The sequence below is a fragment of the Streptomyces sp. genome (assembly GCF_035563135.1).
Classification (GTDB): Bacteria; Actinomycetota; Actinomycetes; order Streptomycetales; family Streptomycetaceae; genus Streptomyces.
Genome location: NZ_DATMVN010000339.1, coordinates 1 through 19,727 on the forward strand (window position 1 = coordinate 1; position 19,727 = coordinate 19,727).

Sequence of the window (19,727 nt, forward strand, 5' to 3'; positions counted from 1 at the left end):
GCCGTCACCCTGCCCGAGGACGCCGAGGCGCACCTGCTGCGCATCGCCGGCGGCGACGCGCGGCGTGCGCTGACCGCGCTGGAGGCGGCCGCGGGTGCGGCCCTCACCACGCACGAGCGGGAGATCACGCTCACGACGCTCGAGGAGACCGTCGACCGCGCTGCCGTGAAGTACGACCGCGACGGCGACCAGCACTACGACGTCGCGAGCGCCCTGATCAAGTCCATCCGCGGGTCCGACGTGGACGCCGCCCTGCACTATCTGGCGCGCATGATCGAGGCGGGGGAGGACCCGCGCTTCATCGCCCGGCGACTGATGATCTCCGCCAGTGAGGACATCGGGCTCGCCGATCCGACGGCGCTGCCCACAGCGGTGGCGGCGGCCCAGGCGGTCGCCATGATCGGATTCCCCGAGGCGGCGCTGACCCTCAGCCACGCCACGATCGCGCTGGCGCTCGCCCCCAAGTCGAACGCGGCGACGCTGGCGATCTCCGCCGCGCAGGAAGACGTGCGCCGGGGCCTCGCGGGACCGGTCCCGGCCCATCTGCGCGACGGCCACTACAAGGGCGCCGCCAAGCTGGGCCACGCCCAGGGCTATGTCTACCCGCACGACGTGCCCGGCGGCATCGCCGCCCAGGAGTACGCCCCGGACGCCGTCCGCGGCCGGCGCTACTACGAACCCACGCGGTACGGGGCGGAGGCGCGCTACGCCGATGTGGCCGACAGGGTCCGCGAGCGGCTCGGCCGCGACCAGGGCGGCCCGGCGTCCTCGTGAGCGCCGCTCAGCACGACGCCGCCGCGAAGAGGGTGTGCATCGCGTGGTGCAGCTCGCCGATGTCACGCACGGGCTCGGGAAATTCGAACCGGGCGTCGAAACAGGCGTCGCGGCCGTCGACGAACCGCACCCGGAGCCCGAAGCGGTCGAGTGCGACCGGGACGGCGCCGAGCCGGTGCTCCGCACAGCCGCACCGGGCCCGGTCACCGAGCAGCGCGGACAGCGTGGCCATCTGCTCGCCGTGAGCGGAGTGCAGATGCTGGAGCAGCTCGGCCTCATGGGTGACCAGCGGGTCGGCGACGGCATCCCGGAAGGCCTCCGGCTCCACCTCCTCGAACCCCCACAGATCATCGACCGACGCTTCCCCCGTCTCCAGCCGGAGCATCACCCGGCCGGGCTGCGCGAGCCCCGGTACGGCGGTGAGCCAGCCGGAGATCCTGGCGCGGCCGCGGATCCGGTGCGGCACCGAGACCGGTGCGACATCGGTGATCTCCAGCACAGCGGTCAGTTCGTCGCCCTGGGCGCGCGTCGCGGCCCGTACGACCGGGGAATCGGCGGGGAGGCCGAGGAAGAGATCCCCCTCCGGGCCGATGCTCCTGCTGTCCGGCATCAGCTGGTCCGGGTGGATCACCGACAGGCCCGGTACGAGCAGCACGGCGGAGCAGGTACTCTGTACGAGAGTTCGTGTGCGCTCGGCTGCTGACGGCATCCGAGTGTTTTCAAGCCCGCTGGGACGCGGCTGACCACGATCAGATCGGCCTTCCGTCGTAGCAGCACCTTCTGGTGTGCTGCCGCTGTCTGTGCTGTCCGTGACGTGTGTGGTGTTCCCAGGGCGAGACATGCGATCTCCTTGAGTAAGGTAAGCCTAACCTAACCTACAACGGAGGTCTGGAGAACGTGCCTAACCAGTCGCGTCCCAAGGTCAAGAAGTCGCGTGCCCTCGGCATCGCCCTGACGCCGAAGGCTGTCAAGTACTTCGAAGCCCGCCCCTACCCGCCGGGCGAGCACGGCCGTGGCCGCAAGCAGAACTCGGACTACAAGGTCCGTCTGCTCGAGAAGCAGCGTCTGCGCGCGCAGTACGACATCAGCGAGCGCCAGATGGCGCGCGCCTACGACCGCGCCCGTAAGGCCGAGGGCAAGACGGGCGAGGCGCTGGTCGTCGAGCTCGAGCGCCGCCTCGACGCCCTGGTCCTGCGTTCGGGCATCGCCCGCACCATCTACCAGGCCCGCCAGATGGTCGTCCACGGCCACATCGAGGTCAACGGCGGCAAGGTCGACAAGCCGTCCTTCCGCGTGCGCCCCGACGACGTCGTGCAGGTCCGCGAGCGCAGCCGCTCCAAGGTCCCCTTCCAGGTGGCCCGTGAGGGTGGTTACGACACCGACGGCGAGACCCCGCGCTACCTCCAGGTGAACCTGAAGGCTCTGGCCTTCCGCCTGGACCGGGACCCGAACCGCAAGGAAATCCCGGTCATCTGCGACGAGCAGCTCGTCGTCGAGTACTACGCCCGCTGATGACGCAGGCGTAGCTCCCGACCGAGCTCGGGCCCGCCCCTCCCTGTCGTACGGGAGGCGGCGGGCCTTCGCTTTTCCTCTGTCCGGCTTCGTCCGGGGCGGACCTTGGCCGGGCTCTGCACTAGGAGACCGTGCCCGCGTCCGCCCCGGCCCGGAGCGCCCGCGCCACCGCGGCCCGCACGTCCAGCCGGCGGCCCGAGCTGCGCTCCGCGTCGTACCGCGCATCGCCGAGCTCCGCCCTGGCCCGCTCCTCGCACTCGGTCCGGGGCCTGCCGTAATGCACGGAGCCGAACAGCGGCAGGCCCACCGAGGGCCAGATCCGGTCCGCCGCGCCCTGGAGCACCGCCGCCTCCACCGCGTCGCCCTCGACGACGGTGACGAGGGCCAGCAGCTCCAGCGAGAGGACCGTGCCGAGCAGGTCGTGGAAGGTGTGCGCGATCGACAGGGACTGTCCGAGCATCCGGCGCGCCCGCCCGCCCGGGCCGGAGCGCAGCGCGGCGTAGCCCAGCACGTACAGCGCGTAGGCCAGTGCCCATCGCTCGCCGTGGTCCTCACAGATCTCCCGGACCTCGTCACAGAGCGCCGCGGCAGCGTCCAGGTCTCCGCGGAACGCCACGGCCATACCCAGTTCTACCTGGGCCATCAGCACGTTGCTGTTCAGCTCGCCGATCTCCCGATAGCGCCCGAGGGCCTCGCGCAGCAGCTCTTCGGCCCGGACCGGGTCGTCCGTGACGATCGAGAGGCAGCCCGTGCGGTGCACCGCGTAGGCGACGGCGGTGGCGTCCCCCGAGCGCTCGCCCTCCTCACGGCACTCCTGCAGGGCGGACACGGCGCCGGCCGGGTCCCCCTGCAGCACCGCGACGTACCCGAGCACCCACAGGGCCTTCAGCCGCGAGTGGTCGTGGGGGGACTCCTCCTCCAGGACGTGGTCCAGCCAGTGGCGGCCCTCGGAGAGATGCCCGCAGCCCGCCCAGTAGAACCAGAGCGTGCCCGCCAGGTACTGCGCGAGATGGACCTCCTCCGGGCTCTCCATCGAGCACTCCATGGCACGGCGCAGATTGGGCAGATCGCTGTCGACCCGTGCCGCGGCCTCCGCCTGCCTGGGGCTGAACCAGTCGAGTTCGCACCAGGTGGCGAGCCCCAGGTACCAGTCCCGGTGCCTGCGGCGCAGCCGCTCGGTGTCCCCGGCCGCCCGCAGCCACTCGGCGCCGTACTCCCGGACGGTGTCCAGCAGCCGGTAGCGGCTGCCCACGGCCGAGTCCTCGCGCAGCACCACGGACTGCGCGAGCAGCTCGTCCAGCACGTCCAGCACGGAGTCGGCCGGCAGACCGGGGCCGCTGCAGACGTACTCGACGGCCTCCAGGTCGAACTGTCCGGCGAACACCGAGAGCCGCGCCCACAGCAGCCGTTGCTCGGGAGTGCACAGCTCATGACTCCAGCCGATGGCCGTACGCAGTGTCCGGTGGCGGGGGAGCGCACTCGGGCTGCCGCCGGTCAGCAGCCGGAACCGGTCGTCCAGGCGGTGCAGCACCTGTTCCGTCGTCAGGGCCCGCAGCCGCCCCGCGGCGAGTTCGATGGCCAGCGGGAGGCCGTCGAGGCGCCGGCAGAGCTCCCGTGCGGTCTCCCGGCCGCCGTCCGCCGGCCGGAACCCCGGGCGCACCGCGGCGGCGCGCCGCACGAACAGCTCCAGGGCGTCGTCGTCCGTCATCGGCGGCAGCTGAAGGACGAGTTCGCCGTCCACCCGGAGCGGACGGCGGCCCGCCGCGAGCACCTGGAGGCCGGGCGCACGGCGGAGCAGTTCCCGTACGAGCACGGCACAGGCGTCGGCGAGGTGCTCGAAGCCGTCGATCACGAGCAGGAGCCGGCGCCGCGCACAGTGCTCGACCAGTACGGCGCGCGGCGGCCTGCTGGTGTGGTCGGTCAGCCCCAGGGCGTCGACGAGTGCGTGTTCGAGCAGCTCGGGACCACGGACGGCCGACAGCTCGGCGATCCAGACGCCATCGCAGTACCGTTTCTCCATCAGCGCCGCGGCCCGGGCCACGAAACGGGACTTCCCGACCCCGGCGGCCCCCGCCACGGTGACGAGCCTGGACTCCCGCAGGAGTGGCTGGAGTTCCGCCAGTTCGCCCTCGCGTCCCACGAAGGCGCTCAGCTCCGCCGGGAGATTCCCGCGTGCGGGGGCGGGCTCCGCGTCGTCGGGCGTGGGGGAGGGGTGGTGAGGGCGTCGCATGAAACACGCAGAGTACTGGCACATAAGCTCTCCGTACAATCTCCCCGGGTCCGGGGCGCACGCCGCCGTCCGTAATGCGGTACGGCGCGCGACGTCCGGCGCGATAGGCTCGGGGGGACGACGGTCGGCAGTGGTGGCAGGACGCGCCCGCCGGGACGTGACAGGCAGATACCGGCCGGGAGAGGTCCCGGCCGATGCGGGCGACGAGCAGAGAGCGGTGCACTGTGTCCGGTGGAGAGGTGGCCGGCATCCTGGTGGCTGTCTTCTGGGCGATCCTGGTGTCCTTCCTCGCCGTGGTACTGGTGAGGCTGGCCCAGACGCTCAAGGCGACCACCGCGCTGGTGGCGGACGTGACGGAGCAGGCGGTTCCGCTGCTCGCCGACGCCTCCGCGACGCTGCGCTCCGCGCAGACCCAGCTCGACAAGGTCGACGCCATCGCGAGCGACGTCCAGGAGGTCACCTCCAACGCCTCCGCCCTGTCCACCACCGTCGCGTCGACGTTCGGCGGCCCGCTCGTGAAGGTCGCCGCATTCGGTTACGGGGTGCGGCAGGCGATCGGCCGCCGTACCGCCGCGGAGCCGGAACCGGCCCGCCGGGCCTCCCGCCGCACCGTGATCGTCGGCCGAACCGTTCCGTCCGCCCGCGACAGGAAGCGGAACGGCCGGAGTTCCCGTGGACAGAAGGACTGAACCAGCGATGTTCCGCCGTACGTTCTGGTTCACCGCCGGCGCAGCCGCCGGCGTCTGGGCCACCACCAAGGTCAACCGCAAGATCCGCCGACTGGCCCCCGAGAGCCTCGCGGCGCAGGCCGCGGACAAGGCGGTCGAGGCAGGCCACAAGCTGAAGGACTTCGCCCTCGACGTGCGCGAGGGCATGGTCAGGCGCGAGGCCGAACTGGGCGGGGCACTCGGCATCGAGGCGCCGGCTGACCCCGGACCCGCCGTCCACCGGACGCTCCCCTACCACTCGAACAACCGGAATGAGGACTACTGATGGAGTCGGCTGAAATCCGCCGCCGCTGGCTGAGCTTCTTCGAGGAGCGCGGCCACACCGTCGTGCCTTCGGCGTCGCTCATCGCGGACGACCCGACTCTGCTGCTGGTCCCCGCGGGCATGGTTCCCTTCAAGCCCTACTTCCTCGGCGAGGTCAAGCCGCCCGCCCCGCGCGTCACCAGTGTGCAGAAGTGCGTGCGCACGCCGGACATCGAAGAGGTCGGCAAGACCACCCGGCACGGCACGTTCTTCCAGATGTGCGGCAACTTCTCCTTCGGCGACTACTTCAAGGAAGGCGCCATCGAGTTCGCCTGGGCGGCGCTCACGAACTCCGTGGAGGACGGCGGCTTCGGCCTCGACCCCGAGCGGCTGTGGATCACGGTCTACCTCGACGACGACGAGGCCGAGCAGATCTGGCGCGAGAAGATCGGCGTGCCGGCCGAGCGCATCCAGCGCCTGGGCAAGAAGGACAACTTCTGGTCCATGGGCGTCCCCGGCCCCTGCGGTCCGTGCTCCGAGATCAACTACGACCGCGGTCCGGAGTTCGGCGTCGAGGGCGGCCCTGCCGTCAACGACGAGCGCTACGTGGAGATCTGGAACCTGGTCTTCATGCAGTACGAGCGCGGTGCGGGCGACGGCAAGGAGGACTTCCCGATCCTCGGTGACCTGCCGTCGCAGAACATCGACACCGGTCTCGGCCTCGAACGCCTCGCGATGATCCTGCAGGGCGTGCGGAACATGTACGAGACCGACACCCTGCGCGTCGTCATGGACAAGGCCACCGAGCTCACCGGCGTGCGCTACGGCGCCGACCAGGGCTCGGACGTCTCCCTCCGCGTCGTCGCCGACCACATCCGTACGTCGGTCATGCTCATCGGCGACGGTGTCACCCCGGGCAACGAGGGCCGCGGCTACGTCCTGCGCCGCATCATGCGCCGTGCCATCCGCAACATGCGGCTCATGGGCGCCACCGGCCCGGTCGTCCGTGAGCTCGTCGACGTCGTCGTCGACACCATGGGGCAGCAGTACCCGGAGCTGATCACCGACCGCAAGCGCATCGAGACCGTCGCACTCGCCGAGGAGGCCGCCTTCCTCAAGGCCCTCAAGGGCGGCACGAACATCCTCGACACCGCCGTCACCGAGACCAAGGCCGCCGGCGGCAAGGTCCTGGCCGGCGACAAGGCGTTCCTGCTCCACGACACCTGGGGCTTCCCGATCGACCTCACGCTGGAGATGGCCGCCGAACAGGGCCTCTCGGTCGACGAGGACGGCTTCCGCCGTCTGATGAAGGAGCAGCGGGAGCGCGCCAAGGCCGACGCCAAGGCCAAGAAGACCGGTCACGCCGACCTGTCCGCCTACCGCGAGGTCGCCGACAGCTCCGGTGTCACCGAGTTCACCGGCTACACCTCCACCGAGGGCGAGTCGAAGATCGTCGGCCTGCTCGTCGACGGCGTGCCCTCGCCCGCCGCGACCGAGGGCGACGAGGTCGAGGTCGTCCTCGACCGCACCCCCTTCTACGCCGAGGGCGGCGGCCAGCTCGCCGACCAGGGCCGGATCCGGCTCGACACCGGCGCCGTCATCCAGGTCCGCGACGTCCAGCAGCCGGTCCCGGGCGTCTCGGTCCACAAGGGCTCGGTGCAGGTCGGCGAGGTGACGGTCGGCGCTTCCGCCTTCGCCGCCATCGACAACACACGCCGCCGCGCCATCGCCCGCGCCCACAGCGCCACGCACCTCACGCACCAGGCGCTGCGCGACGCCCTGGGCCCGACGGCCGCCCAGGCCGGTTCGGAGAACTCGCCCGGCCGCTTCCGCTTCGACTTCGGCTCGCCCGCCGCCGTACCCGGCACGGTCCTCACCGACGTCGAGCAGAAGATCAACGAGGTCCTCGCCCGGGAACTCGACGTCCAGGCCGAGGTCATGTCCATCGACGACGCCAAGAAGCAGGGCGCCATCGCCGAGTTCGGCGAGAAGTACGGCGAGCGGGTCCGCGTCGTCACCATCGGCGACTTCTCCAAGGAGCTGTGCGGCGGGACCCACGTCCGCAACACCGCCCAGCTGGGTCTGGTGAAGCTGCTCGGCGAGTCGTCGATCGGTTCGGGCGTACGCCGCATCGAGGCCCTGGTCGGCGTCGACGCGTACAACTTCCTCGCCAAGGAGCACACGGTCGTCGCCCAGCTCCAGGAGCTGCTCAAGGGCCGCCCCGAGGAGCTCCCCGAGAAGATCTCCGGCATGCTCGGCAAGCTGAAGGAGGCCGAGAAGGAGATCGAGAAGTTCCGTGCGGAGAAGGTCCTGGCGGCCGCCGCCGGACTCGTGGATTCGGCCAAGGACGTGCGCGGTGTCGCCCTGGTCACCGGACAGGTGCCGGACGGCACCTCGGCCGACGACCTGCGCAAGCTCGTCCTCGACGTGCGCGGGCGCATCCAGGGCGGGCGCCCTGCCGTCGTGGCCCTGTTCACGACGGCCAACGGCCGCCCGCTGACGGTCATCGCCACCAACGAGTCGGCCCGCGAGCGCGGCCTCAAGGCCGGTGACCTGGTGCGCACCGCCGCCAAGACCCTCGGTGGCGGTGGCGGCGGCAAGCCGGACGTCGCCCAGGGCGGCGGCCAGAACCCGGACGCCATCGGCGACGCCGTCGCCGCTGTGGAACGCCTCGTCACCGAGACGGCGTGACGCCGGACATGTCGCAGATGCGCCGTGGACGCCGACTCGCCATCGACGTCGGGGACGCCCGTATCGGGGTCGCCTCGTGCGACCCCGACGGGATCCTCGCCACGCCGGTGGAGACCGTGCCGGGGCGCGACGTCCCGGCCGCCCACCGGCGGCTCGGCCGGATCGTCGAGGAGTACGAGCCGATCGAGGTCATCGTCGGGCTGCCCCGCTCGCTGGGCGGCGGCGAAGGGCCGGCGGCCGCGAAGGTCCGCGCCTTCGCCCAGGTGTTCGCCCGTGCGATCGCGCCGGTCCCGGTGCGCCTCGTGGACGAGAGGATGACCACAGTGACAGCCACTCAGGGGCTGCGCGCTTCGGGCGTGAAGTCCAAGAAGGGCCGGTCTGTCATCGACCAAGCTGCCGCTGTGGTGATCCTTCAGAACGCTCTGGAGTCCGAACGGGCGTCAGGCGCTGCTCCGGGCGAGGGCGTCGAAGTGGTTGTCTGATCGCGATACGGTAACGTTCCGCGCGATGCGCCGGTGTTCGAACAGACACCGCACAGCAAAGCGAAGAGACGGAGCGTCGTCTCGCGGCTCAAGGGGATCGATGACTGAGTATGGCCGGGGCTCCGGCTCCGAACCGTGGCATCCCGAGGACCCCTTGTACGGGGACCAGGGGTGGGGAGGCCAGCAGGCCGCCTACGGCCAGGGCCAGTACGAAGGCCAGCAGCAGCCCTACGCGCAGGACCCGTACGCCCAGCAGGGCTACCAGCAGGACCCGTACCAGCAGGATTCGCAGCAGCACCAGCAGAATCAGCAGCAGCACCAGCAGGATCCGCAGCAGCAGCCCTACGGCGCGCCGCAGGACCCGTATGCCCAGCAGCAGCCCCAGCCGCCGCAGTACGACGGCGGCTGGGACACCGGCCAGCAGGCGGCGATGCCGTACGCGGCCCAGCAGCCCCAGCACGGCAGCACCCCCGGTGGCTACGGCGACCAGGCCGACTACTACGGGACCCCCGAGGCATACCCCCCGCCGCAGCCCCCGGGCCGCCGTGAGCCGGAGCCCCGGCAGCAGGGCCAGGACTGGGACCCGGAGACGCCGCAGGAGGAGGCGCATCCCTTCTTCACGGGTACGGACGACCCGGCGGACGAGCGCGCCCCCCGTCCCGGCTCCCGCGAGGACGACGAGGACCCGCGTGAGCCCCGCCGCGGCGGCGGAGAGCGTCGCGGCAAGGGCAAGAAGAAGAGCCGTAACGGCTGCGCCTGCCTGGGTGTCGCGGCGGTCCTCGTCGGCGGCCTCGGCGGGGTGGGGTACTTCGGCTACTCGTACTACCAGAGCCAGTTCGGCTCGGCGCCCGACTACGCGGGCGGCGGCACGGGCTCGGTCGAGGTGGAGATCCCGCCGGGCGCACTGGGCAACGAGATCGCGAACATCCTGAAGAAGGCGGGTGTCGTGAAATCCGTCGATGCCTTCATCTCGGCACAGAACGGGAATCCCAAAGGGGGATCCCTGCAGGCCGGTGTCTATCTCCTGAAGAAGGAGATGTCCGCCGACAGTGCCGTCGAGATGATGCTGGACCCGAAGAGCCAGAACGCACTCGTCATTCCTGAGGGAACGAGCACCACCGGTATCTATGCCGCGATCGACAAGAGGCTGGGCTTGAAGGCCGGCACCACCGCCGGCGTCGCGAAGACGAAAGCGGAGAGCCTCGGGCTGCCTGAATGGGCGGATGACGATCCTGGGATCAAGGACCCGCTGGAGGGTTTCCTCTTCCCGGCGGCGTATGCGGTCTCCAAGGGCTCGAAACCCGAGGATGCGCTGAAGAAAATGGTCACCCGGGCCAACAAGGAATACGGGAAGCTCGATCTCGAGAAAAATGCGAAAAAGCTGAATCTGGACTCGCCGCTCGACCTCATCACCGTAGCGAGCCTCGTCCAGAAAGAGGGCAAGTACAAGCACGACTTCGACAAGGTCGCAAGGGTCGTCTACAACCGGCTCGAGCCGGACAATCTGGAGACGGTCGGGCGGCTCGAATTCGACTCGACGATCAACTACATCCGAGCCGAGAGCACGCTGGACGTGGGAGCCGTCGACGACCTGCGAAAGATCGACGACCCGTACAACACATACAGCATCAAGGGCCTGCCGCTCGGACCGATCTCCAATCCGGGTGCGGAGGCACTGCACTCGGCGATCAGTCCGGCGTCCGGCCCCTGGTACTACTTCGTCTCCGTGACCGAGGACCAGACGCTGTTCGCGGTGACGAACGAAGAGCACGAGCGCAACCGCCAGAAATACCAAGAGAACCAGGCAGAGCAGTGAGTGTCATCCGCCGGGCCGCGGTCCTCGGCTCGCCCATCGCCCACTCCCTCTCCCCGGCCCTGCACCGCGCCGCGTACGCGGAGCTGGGGCTGGAGAACTGGTCGTACGAGCGCTTCGACGTGGACGAGGCGGGACTCCCCGCCTTCGTCGAAGGACTGGACTCCTCCTGGGCGGGGCTGTCCCTGACCATGCCGCTCAAGCGGGCGGTCATCCCGCTCCTGGACGAGGTCAGCGGCGCGGCAGCCGCGGTCGAGGCCGTCAACACCGTGGTCCTCACCGAGGACGGCCGGCGCGTCGGCGACAACACCGACATCCCCGGAATGGTCGCGGCCCTGCGCGAACGCGGCATCGAGAAGGCCGAGTCCGCCGCCGTCCTCGGAGCCGGAGCCACCGCGTCCTCCGCGCTGGCCGCCCTCGCCGGGATCTGCACCGGGCCGGTCACGGCCTATGTGCGCAGTGCGGCACGGGCCGAGGAGATGCGCGGCTGGGGCGAACGCCTCGGTGCCGACGTCAGGATCGCGGACTGGGCGCAGGCCGACGAGGCCCTCCGTGCCCCGCTGGTGATCGCCACCACCCCGGCCGGCACCACGGACGCCCTGGCGGAGGCCGTCCCCGCAGCCCCCGGCACCCTGTTCGACGTGCTGTACGAGCCCTGGCCGACCCGGCTGGCCTCCCGCTGGGCAGCGGCCGGCGGTCCGGTGGTCGGCGGGCTCGACCTCCTCGTGCACCAGGCTGTTCTCCAGGTGGAACAGATGACGGGCCGCCCGGAGGCACCGCTCGCCGTGATGAGGGCGGCGGGCCGGACGGCGCTCCGCGGGCGGGAGCCGCACGCTTCCGGATGACGGGGGCGGGGACACGTGCGCCGGAACGGCAGCAGCCGGCGGACGAGGCCCGTGCGAAGACGCCGCGGCGGACGGGACGGCTCCACGTCCCGCCCGCCGGACGGATTCCGTGGCCCTCAGGGCTCAGGCGGCCTCGGACACCCAGCAGGTCCTGTACGTCACGATGTCGTACGCGGTGACCGACAGGTCGATCGACGTGACGGCGCCCTTGCTCCACCAGCGGTATCCCAGCTCGCCCTGGGCGCCGCCCGACGTGCAGTCGATGTAGCGCCAGTCCGAGTTCCCCTCTCCGGCGTATGCGGTGCCGCCGAGGGTGACCGGCAGGGCCAACGCGGCGCCCAGGCCCAGCGGTATCAGGGATTTACGCATCTTGCGCGTCCTGATTAATTACATTTCTGAAATTCTTGCGCCGAGATTATTATTTCTCCCTGATGGGGCGCCAAGCATATTGATTTACTGAGTGTAATTGCCATGCATGGTGTGCGAATGTACATGGGTGCGGCTTTCCTGCCCCGTCCGTGCCGCCCGGCGCGGGCGCCGCATGCCGGGCCCGGGGCCCGCCGTTCCGCGGGGCCGTCCGTCTGCTGGACCGGCGGCCGGCCCCCGCCCCCGGACGTGGGAGGATCGGAGGCGGCGGGCCAGGGCCGCGCACCCGGTCGCGCCGTCGCAGTTACAGGCGCGAGCATGAGGAGCACCGTTGAGCAGGTTGCGCTGGCTGACCGCCGGAGAGTCGCACGGCCCCGCACTGGTGGCGACGCTGGAGGGTCTTCCCGCCGGTATCCCCGTCACCACGGAGATGGTGGCGGACGCGCTCGCCCGGCGGCGGCTCGGTTACGGGCGCGGCGCCCGGATGAAGTTCGAGAAGGACGAGGTCACCTTCCTCGGCGGTGTCCGGCACGGCCTGACCATGGGCTCTCCCGTCGCTGTCATGGTGGGCAACACCGAGTGGCCCAAGTGGGAGCAGGTCATGTCGGCCGACCCGGTCGACCCCGAGGTGCTGGCCGCGCAGGCCCGTAACGCCCCGCTGACCCGCCCCCGGCCCGGCCACGCCGACCTGGCCGGTATGCAGAAGTACGGCTTCGACGAGGCCCGGCCGGTCCTGGAACGCGCCAGTGCCCGGGAGACCGCGGCCCGTGTCGCCCTCGGCGCGGTCGCCCGCTCCTACCTCAAGGAGACCGCGGGCATCGAGATCGTCTCCCACGTCGTCGAGCTGGCGGCGGCCAAGGCGCCCTACGGCGTCCACCCCGAGCCCTCCGACGTCGAGCGGCTCGACGCCGACCCCGTGCGCTGCCTGGACGCCGACGCGTCGAAGGCGATGGTCGCGGAGATCGACCAGGCCCACAAGGACGGCGACACCCTCGGGGGAGTCGTCGAGGTGCTCGGGTACGGGGTCCCCGTCGGGCTCGGCTCGCACGTGCACTGGGACCGCAGGCTCGACGCCCGGCTCGCCGCCGCACTGATGGGCATTCAGGCCATCAAGGGCGTCGAGGTCGGCGACGGCTTCGACCTGGCCCGGGTGCCCGGCTCGAAGGCGCACGACGAGATCGTGGCCACCGAGGACGGGATCAGGCGCACCTCCGGCCGCGCGGGCGGGACCGAGGGGGGACTCACGACCGGTGAGCTGCTGCGGGTCCGCGCCGCGATGAAGCCCATCGCCACCGTGCCCCGGGCGCTCGCCACGGTCGACGTGGTGACCGGTGAGGCGGCCAAGGCCCACCACCAGCGTTCCGACGTGTGCGCCGTCCCCGCCGCGGGCATCGTCGCCGAGGCGATGGTCGCTCTGGTGCTGGCCGACGCGGTGGCGGAGAAGTTCGGCGGCGACAGTGTCGCCGAGACCCGCCGCAACGTGCAGTCGTACCTCTCCCACCTCCAGATCCGGTGAGCGGCCCGCTGATCGTCCTGGTCGGCCCGATGGGGGTGGGCAAGTCCACGGTGGGCGAGCTGCTCGCCGCCCGCCTGGGCACCTCCTGCCGGGACACCGACGCGGACATCGTGGCCACGGCGGGCAAGGCGATCCCGGAGATCTTCTTCGACGACGGCGAGGAGCACTTCCGCGCTCTGGAGCGTCAGGCGGTGCGGGACGGGATCGACCGGCACACCGGCGTCCTCGCCCTCGGTGGCGGCGCCGTGCTCGACGCGGAGATCCGCGCCCTGCTCGCCGCCCGTCCGGTCGCCTACCTCTCCATGGACGTGGACGAGGCCGTCCGGAGGGTCGGGCTCAACACGGCCCGCCCCCTCCTCGCCGTCAACCCGCGACGGCAGTGGCGTGAGCTCATGGACACCAGGCGCCCTCTCTACGAAGAGGTGGCCACCGTCACCGTCGCCACCGACGCACGCACTCCCGAAGAGGTCGCCCAGGCGATCATCGAGGCACTGGAACTGCCGGAGCACGACGGCCCGCCCGTACCCTCCGGCCAGGAGGAGACACGCATGACCGAGCAGGGCACCACGCGCATCCAGATCGCCGGCACGGCAGGCACCGACCCGTACGAGGTGCTCGTCGGCCGCCAGCTCCTCGGCGAGCTGCCGAAGCTCATCGGTGACCGCGCCAAGCGGGTCGCCGTCCTGCACCCCGAGGCGCTCGCCGAGACCGGTGAGGCGGTCCGTGAGGACCTCGCCGCCCAGGGCTACGAGGCGATCGCGATCCAGCTGCCGAACGCCGAGGAGGCCAAGACCGTCGAGGTCGCCGCCTACTGCTGGAAGGCGCTCGGCCAGACCGGCTTCACCCGCACCGACGTCATCGTCGGCGTGGGGGGCGGCGCCACCACCGACGTCGCAGGCTTCGTCGCCGCGTCCTGGCTGCGCGGGGTGCGCTGGATCGCCGTACCGACGACCGTGCTCGCCATGGTCGACGCCGCGGTCGGTGGCAAGACCGGCATCAACACCGCCGAGGGCAAGAACCTGGTGGGCGCCTTCCACCCGCCGGCCGGGGTGCTCTGCGACCTCGCCGCGCTGGACTCGCTGCCGGTCCACGACTACGTCTCCGGCATGGCCGAGATCATCAAGGCCGGCTTCATCGCGGACCCGGTGATCCTCGACCTCGTCGAGGCCGACCCCCAGGGCGCCCGCACGCCCGCCGGACCGCACACCGCCGAGCTGATCGAGCGCTCCATCCGGGTCAAGGCCGAGGTCGTCTCCAGCGACCTCAAGGAGTCCGGCCTGAGGGAGATCCTCAACTACGGCCACACCCTGGCCCACGCCATCGAGAAGAACGAGCGCTACAAGTGGCGCCACGGCGCGGCCGTCTCGGTCGGCATGGTCTTCGCCGCCGAGCTGGGCAGGCTCGCCGGACGCCTCGACGACGCCACCGCCGACCGCCACCGCGCCGTCCTGGAGTCCGTCGGGCTGCCGCTCACCTACCGCGGTGACCAGTGGCCCAAGCTCCTGGAGAACATGAAGGTCGACAAGAAGTCCCGCGGCGACCTGCTGCGCTTCATCGTCCTGGACGGCATCGGCAAGCCCACCGTGCTGGAGGGTCCCGACCCGGCCGTCCTGCTCGCCGCCTACGGGGAGGTCTCCGCGTGACGGCCCGCAGGGTCTTCGTGCTCAACGGCCCGAACCTCGGACGTCTCGGCTCCCGCGAGCCCGACGTCTACGGCGCGACGTCCTACGCCGGTCTGGTCGACGCCTGCCGGGCCCTCGGCGAGGAACTCGGCTTCGACGTCGAGGTCCGCGAGACCAACGACGAGGGCGAGTTGATCCGCTGGCTCCACGAGGCGGCGGACGGTTCGATTCCGGTCGTTCTCAACCCGGGCGCCTTCACGCACTATTCGTACGGGATGCGCGATGCGGCAGCCCAGCGCACCGCTCCGCTGATCGAGGTGCACATCTCGAATCCGTACGCACGGGAGGAATTCCGCCACACCTCGGTGGTCGCCCCGGTGGCCACCGGCACCGTGGCAGGCTTCGGAATCGGTTCCTACCGGCTCGCCCTGCGGGCCCTGGCCGGGGAACTGACGGGCTGACACCGGGCACTTCGTACCCTCCCCGCCCGTTCACCGCACGGCGGCCGGGGAAGGTACGGTTGCCGTCGACCAGCGCCAGTTGCCTGTACGAGACGGAGTGGCACCGGATGCAGCACGCAGTGGGGGCCCCGCTGCCGCCGCCCCAGGGTCCCGGAAACGGACCGTGGACGCACCAGGCCCAGCACTCAGGCCACCCCGGCCCCTCGGGGCCGCCTCTCCCTCCCCTGGCTCCCGGGGCCCAGCCGCCCGCGCCCCAGCACCCTCCGGTCCCTCCGGCCCGGGAGACCACCGGGCACGTCCAGCTGCCGCCCGGCGGACCGGTTCCGCTGCCCGCTCCGCCCGCCGAGGCGGGTACGGGCTCCGCGACCCTGGCCGTGCTCCTGATCGGGCCGGCCGGAGCGGGGAAGACCACGGTCGCCAAGCTCTGGGCGGGCCGCCGCAGGGTTCCCACCGCGCACGTCTCCCTCGACGACGTCCGCGAATGGGTCTGTTCCGGCTTCGCCGACCCGCAGGCCGGATGGAACGACCACTCCGAGGCCCAGTACCGCCTGGCCCGGCGCACCTGCGGCTTCGCCGCCCGTAATTTCCTGGCCAACGGCATCTCCTGCATCCTCGACGACGCCGTCTTCCCCGACCGGCCCGTCGTCGGCCTCGGCGGCTGGAAGCGCCATGTGGGCCCCGGGCTGCTGCCCGTGGTCCTCCTGCCCGGTCTGGAGGTCGTCCTGGAGCGCAACGCGGCCCGCAGCGGGAACCGCAGGCTCTCCGACGAGGAAGTCGCCCGGATCCACGGCCGCATGGCCGGCTGGTACGGCTCCGGCCTGCCGATCATCGACAACTCCACCTACGACGTGGAGACGACGGCGCGCGTCCTCGACGACGTCCTGGCCCGCTCCATAGCCAGCCCGCCGGCCTGGTAGCGGCCGGGCGGTGCCCGGTCGGGTGCGCTGACCGGGCGGGGCCCCGCCGGCGCTCGTAGGCTCAGGAACATGTCAGAGGTGTACGCCGTCCGACGCGGGCTGCTACGTGACCGGTACGCCGCCGCCGGAGCCGCGGCCGCCCTGGTCTCCCGCCCCGCCAACGTCCGCTATCTCGCGGGCGGGGCCCCGCCCGGCGCCGTGCTGCTGCTCGGTCCCGGTGAGGACGTCCTGCTCTGCCCCCGCGCACCGGCCGGGGACCCCGCCCACGGGCGCCTCGACGAGCACCTGCGGCTGACCGTCCTTCCCGAGGCCGGCGGTGACCCGGTGGTCACGGCCGCCGGTCTCGCCGACGGCCTGCACGCGGACTCCCTGGCCGTCGAGGAACACGATCTGACCGTCTCCCGCCACCGCGCCATGAGCTCCGTCGCCCCGCGCGTGCGCCTGTGCGACCTCGGCAGCACCGTGGAGCAACTGCGCCTGGTGAAGGACGAGGAGGAGATCGCCTGCCTGCGGATCGCCGCGGAGATCACCGACCAGGCGCTCGGCGAACTCCTCGAATCCATTCTGGTGGGGCGCACCGAGCGCCATCTCGCCCTGGAGCTGGAGCGCCGGCTGGTGGACCACGGGGCCGACGGCCCGGCCTTCGCCACCTCCGTGGGTACGGGACCGCACTCGGGCCGGGGCCGTCACCGGCCCACCGACCGCAGGGTCGAGGAGGGCGATTTCCTTTCCGTCTGCCTGGGGGCGAACTACCGGGGATACCGTTGCGAGATCGGCCGGACGTTCGTCATCGGGACGAGTCCCGCCGACTGGCAGATCGAGCTCTACGACCTCGTTTTCGCCGCTCAGCGCGCCGGACGGGAGGCCCTGGTCCCCGGCGCCGCCTGCCGGGACGTGGACCGCGCGGCCCGTCATCTCCTGGACTCGGCGGGCCACTCCGACGGCCTCCAGTCCAGCACCGGGCACGGGGTCGGACTCGAAATCGACGAGGACCCGCAGTTGGCACCGACAGCCATGGGTAAACTGGACGCTTGTGTGCCGGTCACCGTCGAACCGGGGGTCCACCTCCCGGGCCGGGGCGGTGTCCGGATCGATGACACTCTCGTCGTGCGCCCCGAGGCGGACGGCGGACCCGAGCTACTCACCATTACGACCAAGGAACTGCTCGCGCTCTAGGGGAACTCCTCACGGGGACCCCGGCGCGGATCCTTGGCCGTCCACCAGCTTCAGTCCAGGAGATTCCGCAACCGTGGCTTCCACGAACGACCTCAAGAACGGCCTGGTGCTCAAGCTCGACGGAGGCCAGCTCTGGTCCGTCGTCGAGTTCCAGCACGTCAAGCCCGGCAAGGGCCCCGCCTTCGTGCGCACCAAGCTCAAGAACGTGCTCTCCGGCAAGGTCGTCGACAAGACGTTCAACGCCGGCGTGAAGGTCGAAACGGCCACCATCGACCGCCGTGACATGCAGTTCTCGTACATGGACGGCGAGTACTTCGTCTTCATGGACATGGACACGTACGACCAGCTCATGGTCGACCGCAAGGCCGTCGGCGACGCCGCCAACTTCCTGATCGAGGGTTTCACCGCCTCCGTCGCGCAGCACGAGGGCGAGGTGCTCTACGTCGAGCTGCCCGCCGCGGTCGAGCTGACCATCCAGCACACCGACCCGGGCGTCCAGGGCGACCGCTCCACCGGTGGCACCAAGCCCGCCACCCTGGAGACCGGTTACGAGATCGGCGTCCCGCTGTTCATCACGACCGGTGAGAAGATCAAGGTCGACACCCGTTCGGGCGACTACCTCGGCCGGGTGAACAGCTAACCGTGGCTGCCCGGAACAAGGCCCGCAAGCGCGCCTTCCAGATCCTTTTCGAGGCCGACCAGCGCGGTGAGTCCGTGCAGACGGTCCTCGCGGACTGGGTGCGGCTCTCGCGGACCGACGACCGTCAGCCGCCGGTCGGTGAATTCACGATGGAGCTGGTCGAGGGGTACGCGCAGTACGCGGACCGGATCGACGACCTCATCGTCACCTATGCCGTGGACTGGGAGATCGACCGCATGCCGGTCGTCGACCGGAGCATCCTGCGGCTCGGTGCGTACGAGCTGATCTGGATGGACTCGACCCCGGACGCCGTGGTCATCGACGAGGCGGTCCAGCTCGCCAAGGAGTTCTCCACGGACGATTCCCCGGCCTTCGTGAACGGCCTGCTGGCCCGGTTCAAGGACCTCAAGCCGAATCTACGCCGGGAGCAGTAGCCCCTGGCGGCGCAGAGCCGGACGAAGGGCCCGCGGTCGACGTGACCGCGGGCCCTTCGGCGTACCGGACCGGCCGGCCGAAACGGCCGGGACACGAGAGAACCGGGCCGGCGGGACCCTGAGGTCCCGCCGGCCCGGTTCTCTCGTGGGGTTCGTCAGCTCTCGTCGTGGGCCACCGCGCGGCGCGCGTCGGCGTCCAGCACGCCCCAGCTGATCAGCTGCTCCGTGAGCACGGACGGCGACTGGTCGTAGATCACGGCGAGGGTGCGCAGATCGTCCTGCCGGATGGAGAGCACCTTGCCGTTGTAGTCACCGCGCTGGCTCTGGATCGTCGCCGCGTAACGCTGCAGCGGTCCGGCCTTCTCCGGCGGCACGTGGGCGAGGCGCTCCAGGTCGAGGACCAGCTTCGGCGGCGGCTCGGCGGCACCGCCGGGGGTCGTGCCGGGCAGGAGCTCCTGCACCGGAACGCCGTAGAAGTCGGCCAGCTCGGCAAGGCGCTGCACGGTCACGGCACGGTCGCCGCGCTCGTAGGAACCGACCACGACGGCCTTCCAGCGGCCCTGCGACTTCTCCTCCACGCCGTGGAGGGAGAGGCCCTGCTGGGTGCGGATGGCGCGGAGCTTGGCCCCGAGCTGCTTTGCGTATTCGCTGGACATAAGGCTCCCCGGACGCTGGAACATTCTGCGGCTGGGCCGCGTGGCTGGTAACTCACTGTGAGGTTACGCAGCGTTACTTGGCTGCGTCAAGCCGAAAGGTCCGGACTGCCACCTCCCGGGGCCGGGACCGGGGCTTCGCGCAAGCCCTGGTAACGTGGATGACGCAATTTCGACGTCCTTTAACATCCGTCCAGTGAGGCGGAGAAGGAGGTCCGTTTCTTATGGACGCACAGCATGACCACACCGGCAATGCGGCACGCCCCGTTCTCGAGGCTTCCGACATCGCCCGGGTGCTGACCCGGATCGCCCACGAGATCGTCGAACGCGCCAAGGGCGCCGACGACGTGGTGCTCCTCGGCATTCCGACCCGGGGCGTCTTCCTCGCCCGGCGGCTCGCCGACAAGCTCGAGCAGATCACCGAGCGCAAGATTCCGGTCGGCTCGCTCGACATCACCATGTACCGCGACGACCTGCGCATGCATCCGCCGCGCGCGCTGGCCCGCACCGAGATCCCCGGCGACGGCATCGACGGCCGCCTGGTCGTCCTCGTCGACGACGTGCTCTTCTCCGGCCGCACCATCCGCGCCGCCCTCGACGCGCTGGGCGACATCGGCCGCCCGC

General features: G+C 71.0%; 18 protein-coding genes and 2 pseudogenes. 16 read left to right on the forward strand and 4 right to left on the reverse strand.

The window, feature by feature from the left end; translation table 11 throughout:
- Positions 1-774: pseudogene (locus tag VN520_RS14660) on the forward strand (replication-associated recombination protein A); the annotation flags it as partial.
- A 7-nt stretch (positions 775-781) separates the two neighbouring features.
- Here VN520_RS14660 and VN520_RS14665 read toward each other — a convergent pair.
- The gene (locus tag VN520_RS14665) at positions 782-1,483 is read right to left on the reverse strand and encodes a DUF2470 domain-containing protein (RefSeq protein ID WP_325747346.1); all 702 of its coding nucleotides are present in this window, start codon (positions 1,481-1,483) and stop codon (positions 782-784) included.
- Between the two features lie 188 nt (positions 1,484-1,671).
- Between VN520_RS14665 and rpsD the strand changes: the two genes are divergently transcribed.
- Complete coding sequence (gene rpsD, locus VN520_RS14670; protein ID WP_014157362.1) at positions 1,672-2,286, forward strand: 30S ribosomal protein S4; 615 nt, start codon at positions 1,672-1,674, stop codon at positions 2,284-2,286.
- Here the strand turns inward: rpsD and VN520_RS14675 are convergent.
- Positions 2,274-4,516: pseudogene (locus VN520_RS14675) on the reverse strand (ATP-binding protein). The gene rpsD and the pseudogene VN520_RS14675 overlap by 13 nt on opposite strands.
- 239 nt (positions 4,517-4,755) lie before the next feature.
- Between VN520_RS14675 and VN520_RS14680 the strand changes: the two are divergent.
- The 6 genes from VN520_RS14680 to VN520_RS14705 all read left to right on the forward strand — a co-directional run bounded on the left by VN520_RS14680 (position 4,756) and on the right by VN520_RS14705 (position 11,318).
- The gene (locus VN520_RS14680; protein WP_103516283.1) at positions 4,756-5,205 is read left to right on the forward strand and encodes a DUF948 domain-containing protein; all 450 of its coding nucleotides are present in this window, start codon (positions 4,756-4,758) and stop codon (positions 5,203-5,205) included.
- Between the two features lie 7 nt (positions 5,206-5,212).
- On the forward strand, positions 5,213-5,509 hold the full coding sequence (locus VN520_RS14685) for a hypothetical protein (protein ID WP_325747348.1): 297 nt from the start codon (positions 5,213-5,215) through the stop codon (positions 5,507-5,509).
- Positions 5,509-8,178, forward strand: coding sequence for an alanine--tRNA ligase (alaS, locus tag VN520_RS14690; protein WP_325747349.1), 2,670 nt, complete (start codon positions 5,509-5,511; stop codon positions 8,176-8,178). Before VN520_RS14685 ends, alaS begins: the two co-directional genes overlap by 1 nt.
- 8 nt (positions 8,179-8,186) lie before the next feature.
- Complete coding sequence (ruvX, locus tag VN520_RS14695) at positions 8,187-8,660, forward strand: Holliday junction resolvase RuvX (RefSeq protein WP_414719847.1); 474 nt, start codon at positions 8,187-8,189, stop codon at positions 8,658-8,660.
- 100 nt (positions 8,661-8,760) lie between these two features.
- Positions 8,761-10,476, forward strand: a complete 1,716-nt coding sequence (mltG, locus tag VN520_RS14700) for an endolytic transglycosylase MltG (protein ID WP_325747351.1) — start codon at positions 8,761-8,763, stop codon at positions 10,474-10,476.
- Complete coding sequence (locus VN520_RS14705) at positions 10,473-11,318, forward strand: shikimate dehydrogenase (protein ID WP_325747352.1); 846 nt, start codon at positions 10,473-10,475, stop codon at positions 11,316-11,318. Before mltG ends, VN520_RS14705 begins: the two co-directional genes overlap by 4 nt.
- Positions 11,319-11,441: 123 nt before the next feature.
- Here the strand turns inward: VN520_RS14705 and VN520_RS14710 are convergent, their stop codons facing one another.
- A complete protein-coding gene (locus VN520_RS14710; RefSeq protein WP_325747353.1) occupies positions 11,442-11,687 on the reverse strand; it encodes a hypothetical protein in 246 nt (81 codons plus the stop codon).
- 328 nt (positions 11,688-12,015) lie between these two features.
- On the opposite strand from VN520_RS14710, the gene aroC reads away from it, so the two are divergent.
- The 7 genes from aroC (at position 12,016) to nusB (ending at position 18,450) form a co-directional block, all read left to right on the forward strand.
- Positions 12,016-13,200: a chorismate synthase gene (gene aroC, locus VN520_RS14715; protein ID WP_325747354.1), complete on the forward strand. Its 1,185-nt coding sequence runs from the start codon at positions 12,016-12,018 to the stop codon at positions 13,198-13,200.
- Positions 13,197-14,843, forward strand: a complete 1,647-nt coding sequence (aroB, locus tag VN520_RS14720) for a 3-dehydroquinate synthase (RefSeq protein WP_325747355.1) — start codon at positions 13,197-13,199, stop codon at positions 14,841-14,843. The genes aroC and aroB overlap by 4 nt, the downstream gene beginning before the upstream one ends.
- Positions 14,840-15,283, forward strand: coding sequence for a type II 3-dehydroquinate dehydratase (locus tag VN520_RS14725; protein WP_325747356.1), 444 nt, complete (start codon positions 14,840-14,842; stop codon positions 15,281-15,283). The genes aroB and VN520_RS14725 overlap by 4 nt, the downstream gene beginning before the upstream one ends.
- A 107-nt stretch (positions 15,284-15,390) precedes the next feature.
- The gene (locus VN520_RS14730) at positions 15,391-16,200 is read left to right on the forward strand and encodes a Pro-rich N-terminal domain-containing protein (RefSeq protein ID WP_325747357.1); all 810 of its coding nucleotides are present in this window, start codon (positions 15,391-15,393) and stop codon (positions 16,198-16,200) included.
- A 69-nt stretch (positions 16,201-16,269) separates the two neighbouring features.
- The gene (locus VN520_RS14735; protein WP_325747358.1) at positions 16,270-17,376 is read left to right on the forward strand and encodes an aminopeptidase P family protein; all 1,107 of its coding nucleotides are present in this window, start codon (positions 16,270-16,272) and stop codon (positions 17,374-17,376) included.
- Between the two features lie 73 nt (positions 17,377-17,449).
- Positions 17,450-18,016: an elongation factor P gene (gene efp / locus VN520_RS14740; RefSeq protein ID WP_311313502.1), complete on the forward strand. Its 567-nt coding sequence runs from the start codon at positions 17,450-17,452 to the stop codon at positions 18,014-18,016.
- Positions 18,017-18,018: 2 nt separating this feature from the next.
- Positions 18,019-18,450, forward strand: coding sequence for a transcription antitermination factor NusB (gene nusB, locus VN520_RS14745; protein WP_031097763.1), 432 nt, complete (start codon positions 18,019-18,021; stop codon positions 18,448-18,450).
- 155 nt (positions 18,451-18,605) lie between these two features.
- Here nusB and bldD read toward each other — a convergent pair whose 3' ends face one another.
- Positions 18,606-19,106 carry a transcriptional regulator BldD gene (bldD, locus tag VN520_RS14750; protein ID WP_124267334.1) on the reverse strand — a complete coding sequence of 167 codons (501 nt, stop codon included), beginning with the start codon at positions 19,104-19,106 and terminating at the stop codon, positions 18,606-18,608.
- A 221-nt stretch (positions 19,107-19,327) separates the two neighbouring features.
- Here bldD and pyrR point away from each other — a divergent pair.
- Positions 19,328-19,727, forward strand: a 400-nt coding sequence (pyrR, locus tag VN520_RS14755) for a bifunctional pyr operon transcriptional regulator/uracil phosphoribosyltransferase PyrR (protein ID WP_325747359.1), incomplete at its 3' end; no start/stop codon positions are given.

Excerpts from the sequence above, each read along its gene's own strand:
- VN520_RS14665 (WP_325747346.1), bottom strand. The coding sequence starts at position 1,483 with ATGCCGTCAGCAGCCGAGCGCACACGAACTCTCGTACAGAGTACCTGC.
- VN520_RS14685 (WP_325747348.1), top strand. The coding sequence starts at position 5,213 with ATGTTCCGCCGTACGTTCTGGTTCACCGCCGGCGCAGCCGCCGGCGTC.
- alaS (WP_325747349.1), top strand. The coding sequence starts at position 5,509 with ATGGAGTCGGCTGAAATCCGCCGCCGCTGGCTGAGCTTCTTCGAGGAG.
- ruvX (WP_414719847.1), top strand. The coding sequence starts at position 8,187 with ATGTCGCAGATGCGCCGTGGACGCCGACTCGCCATCGACGTCGGGGAC.
- mltG (WP_325747351.1), top strand. The coding sequence starts at position 8,761 with ATGACTGAGTATGGCCGGGGCTCCGGCTCCGAACCGTGGCATCCCGAG.
- VN520_RS14710 (WP_325747353.1), bottom strand. The coding sequence starts at position 11,687 with ATGCGTAAATCCCTGATACCGCTGGGCCTGGGCGCCGCGTTGGCCCTG.
- VN520_RS14730 (WP_325747357.1), top strand. The coding sequence starts at position 15,391 with ATGCAGCACGCAGTGGGGGCCCCGCTGCCGCCGCCCCAGGGTCCCGGA.
- VN520_RS14735 (WP_325747358.1), top strand. The coding sequence starts at position 16,270 with ATGTCAGAGGTGTACGCCGTCCGACGCGGGCTGCTACGTGACCGGTAC.
- bldD (WP_124267334.1), bottom strand. The coding sequence starts at position 19,106 with ATGTCCAGCGAATACGCAAAGCAGCTCGGGGCCAAGCTCCGCGCCATC.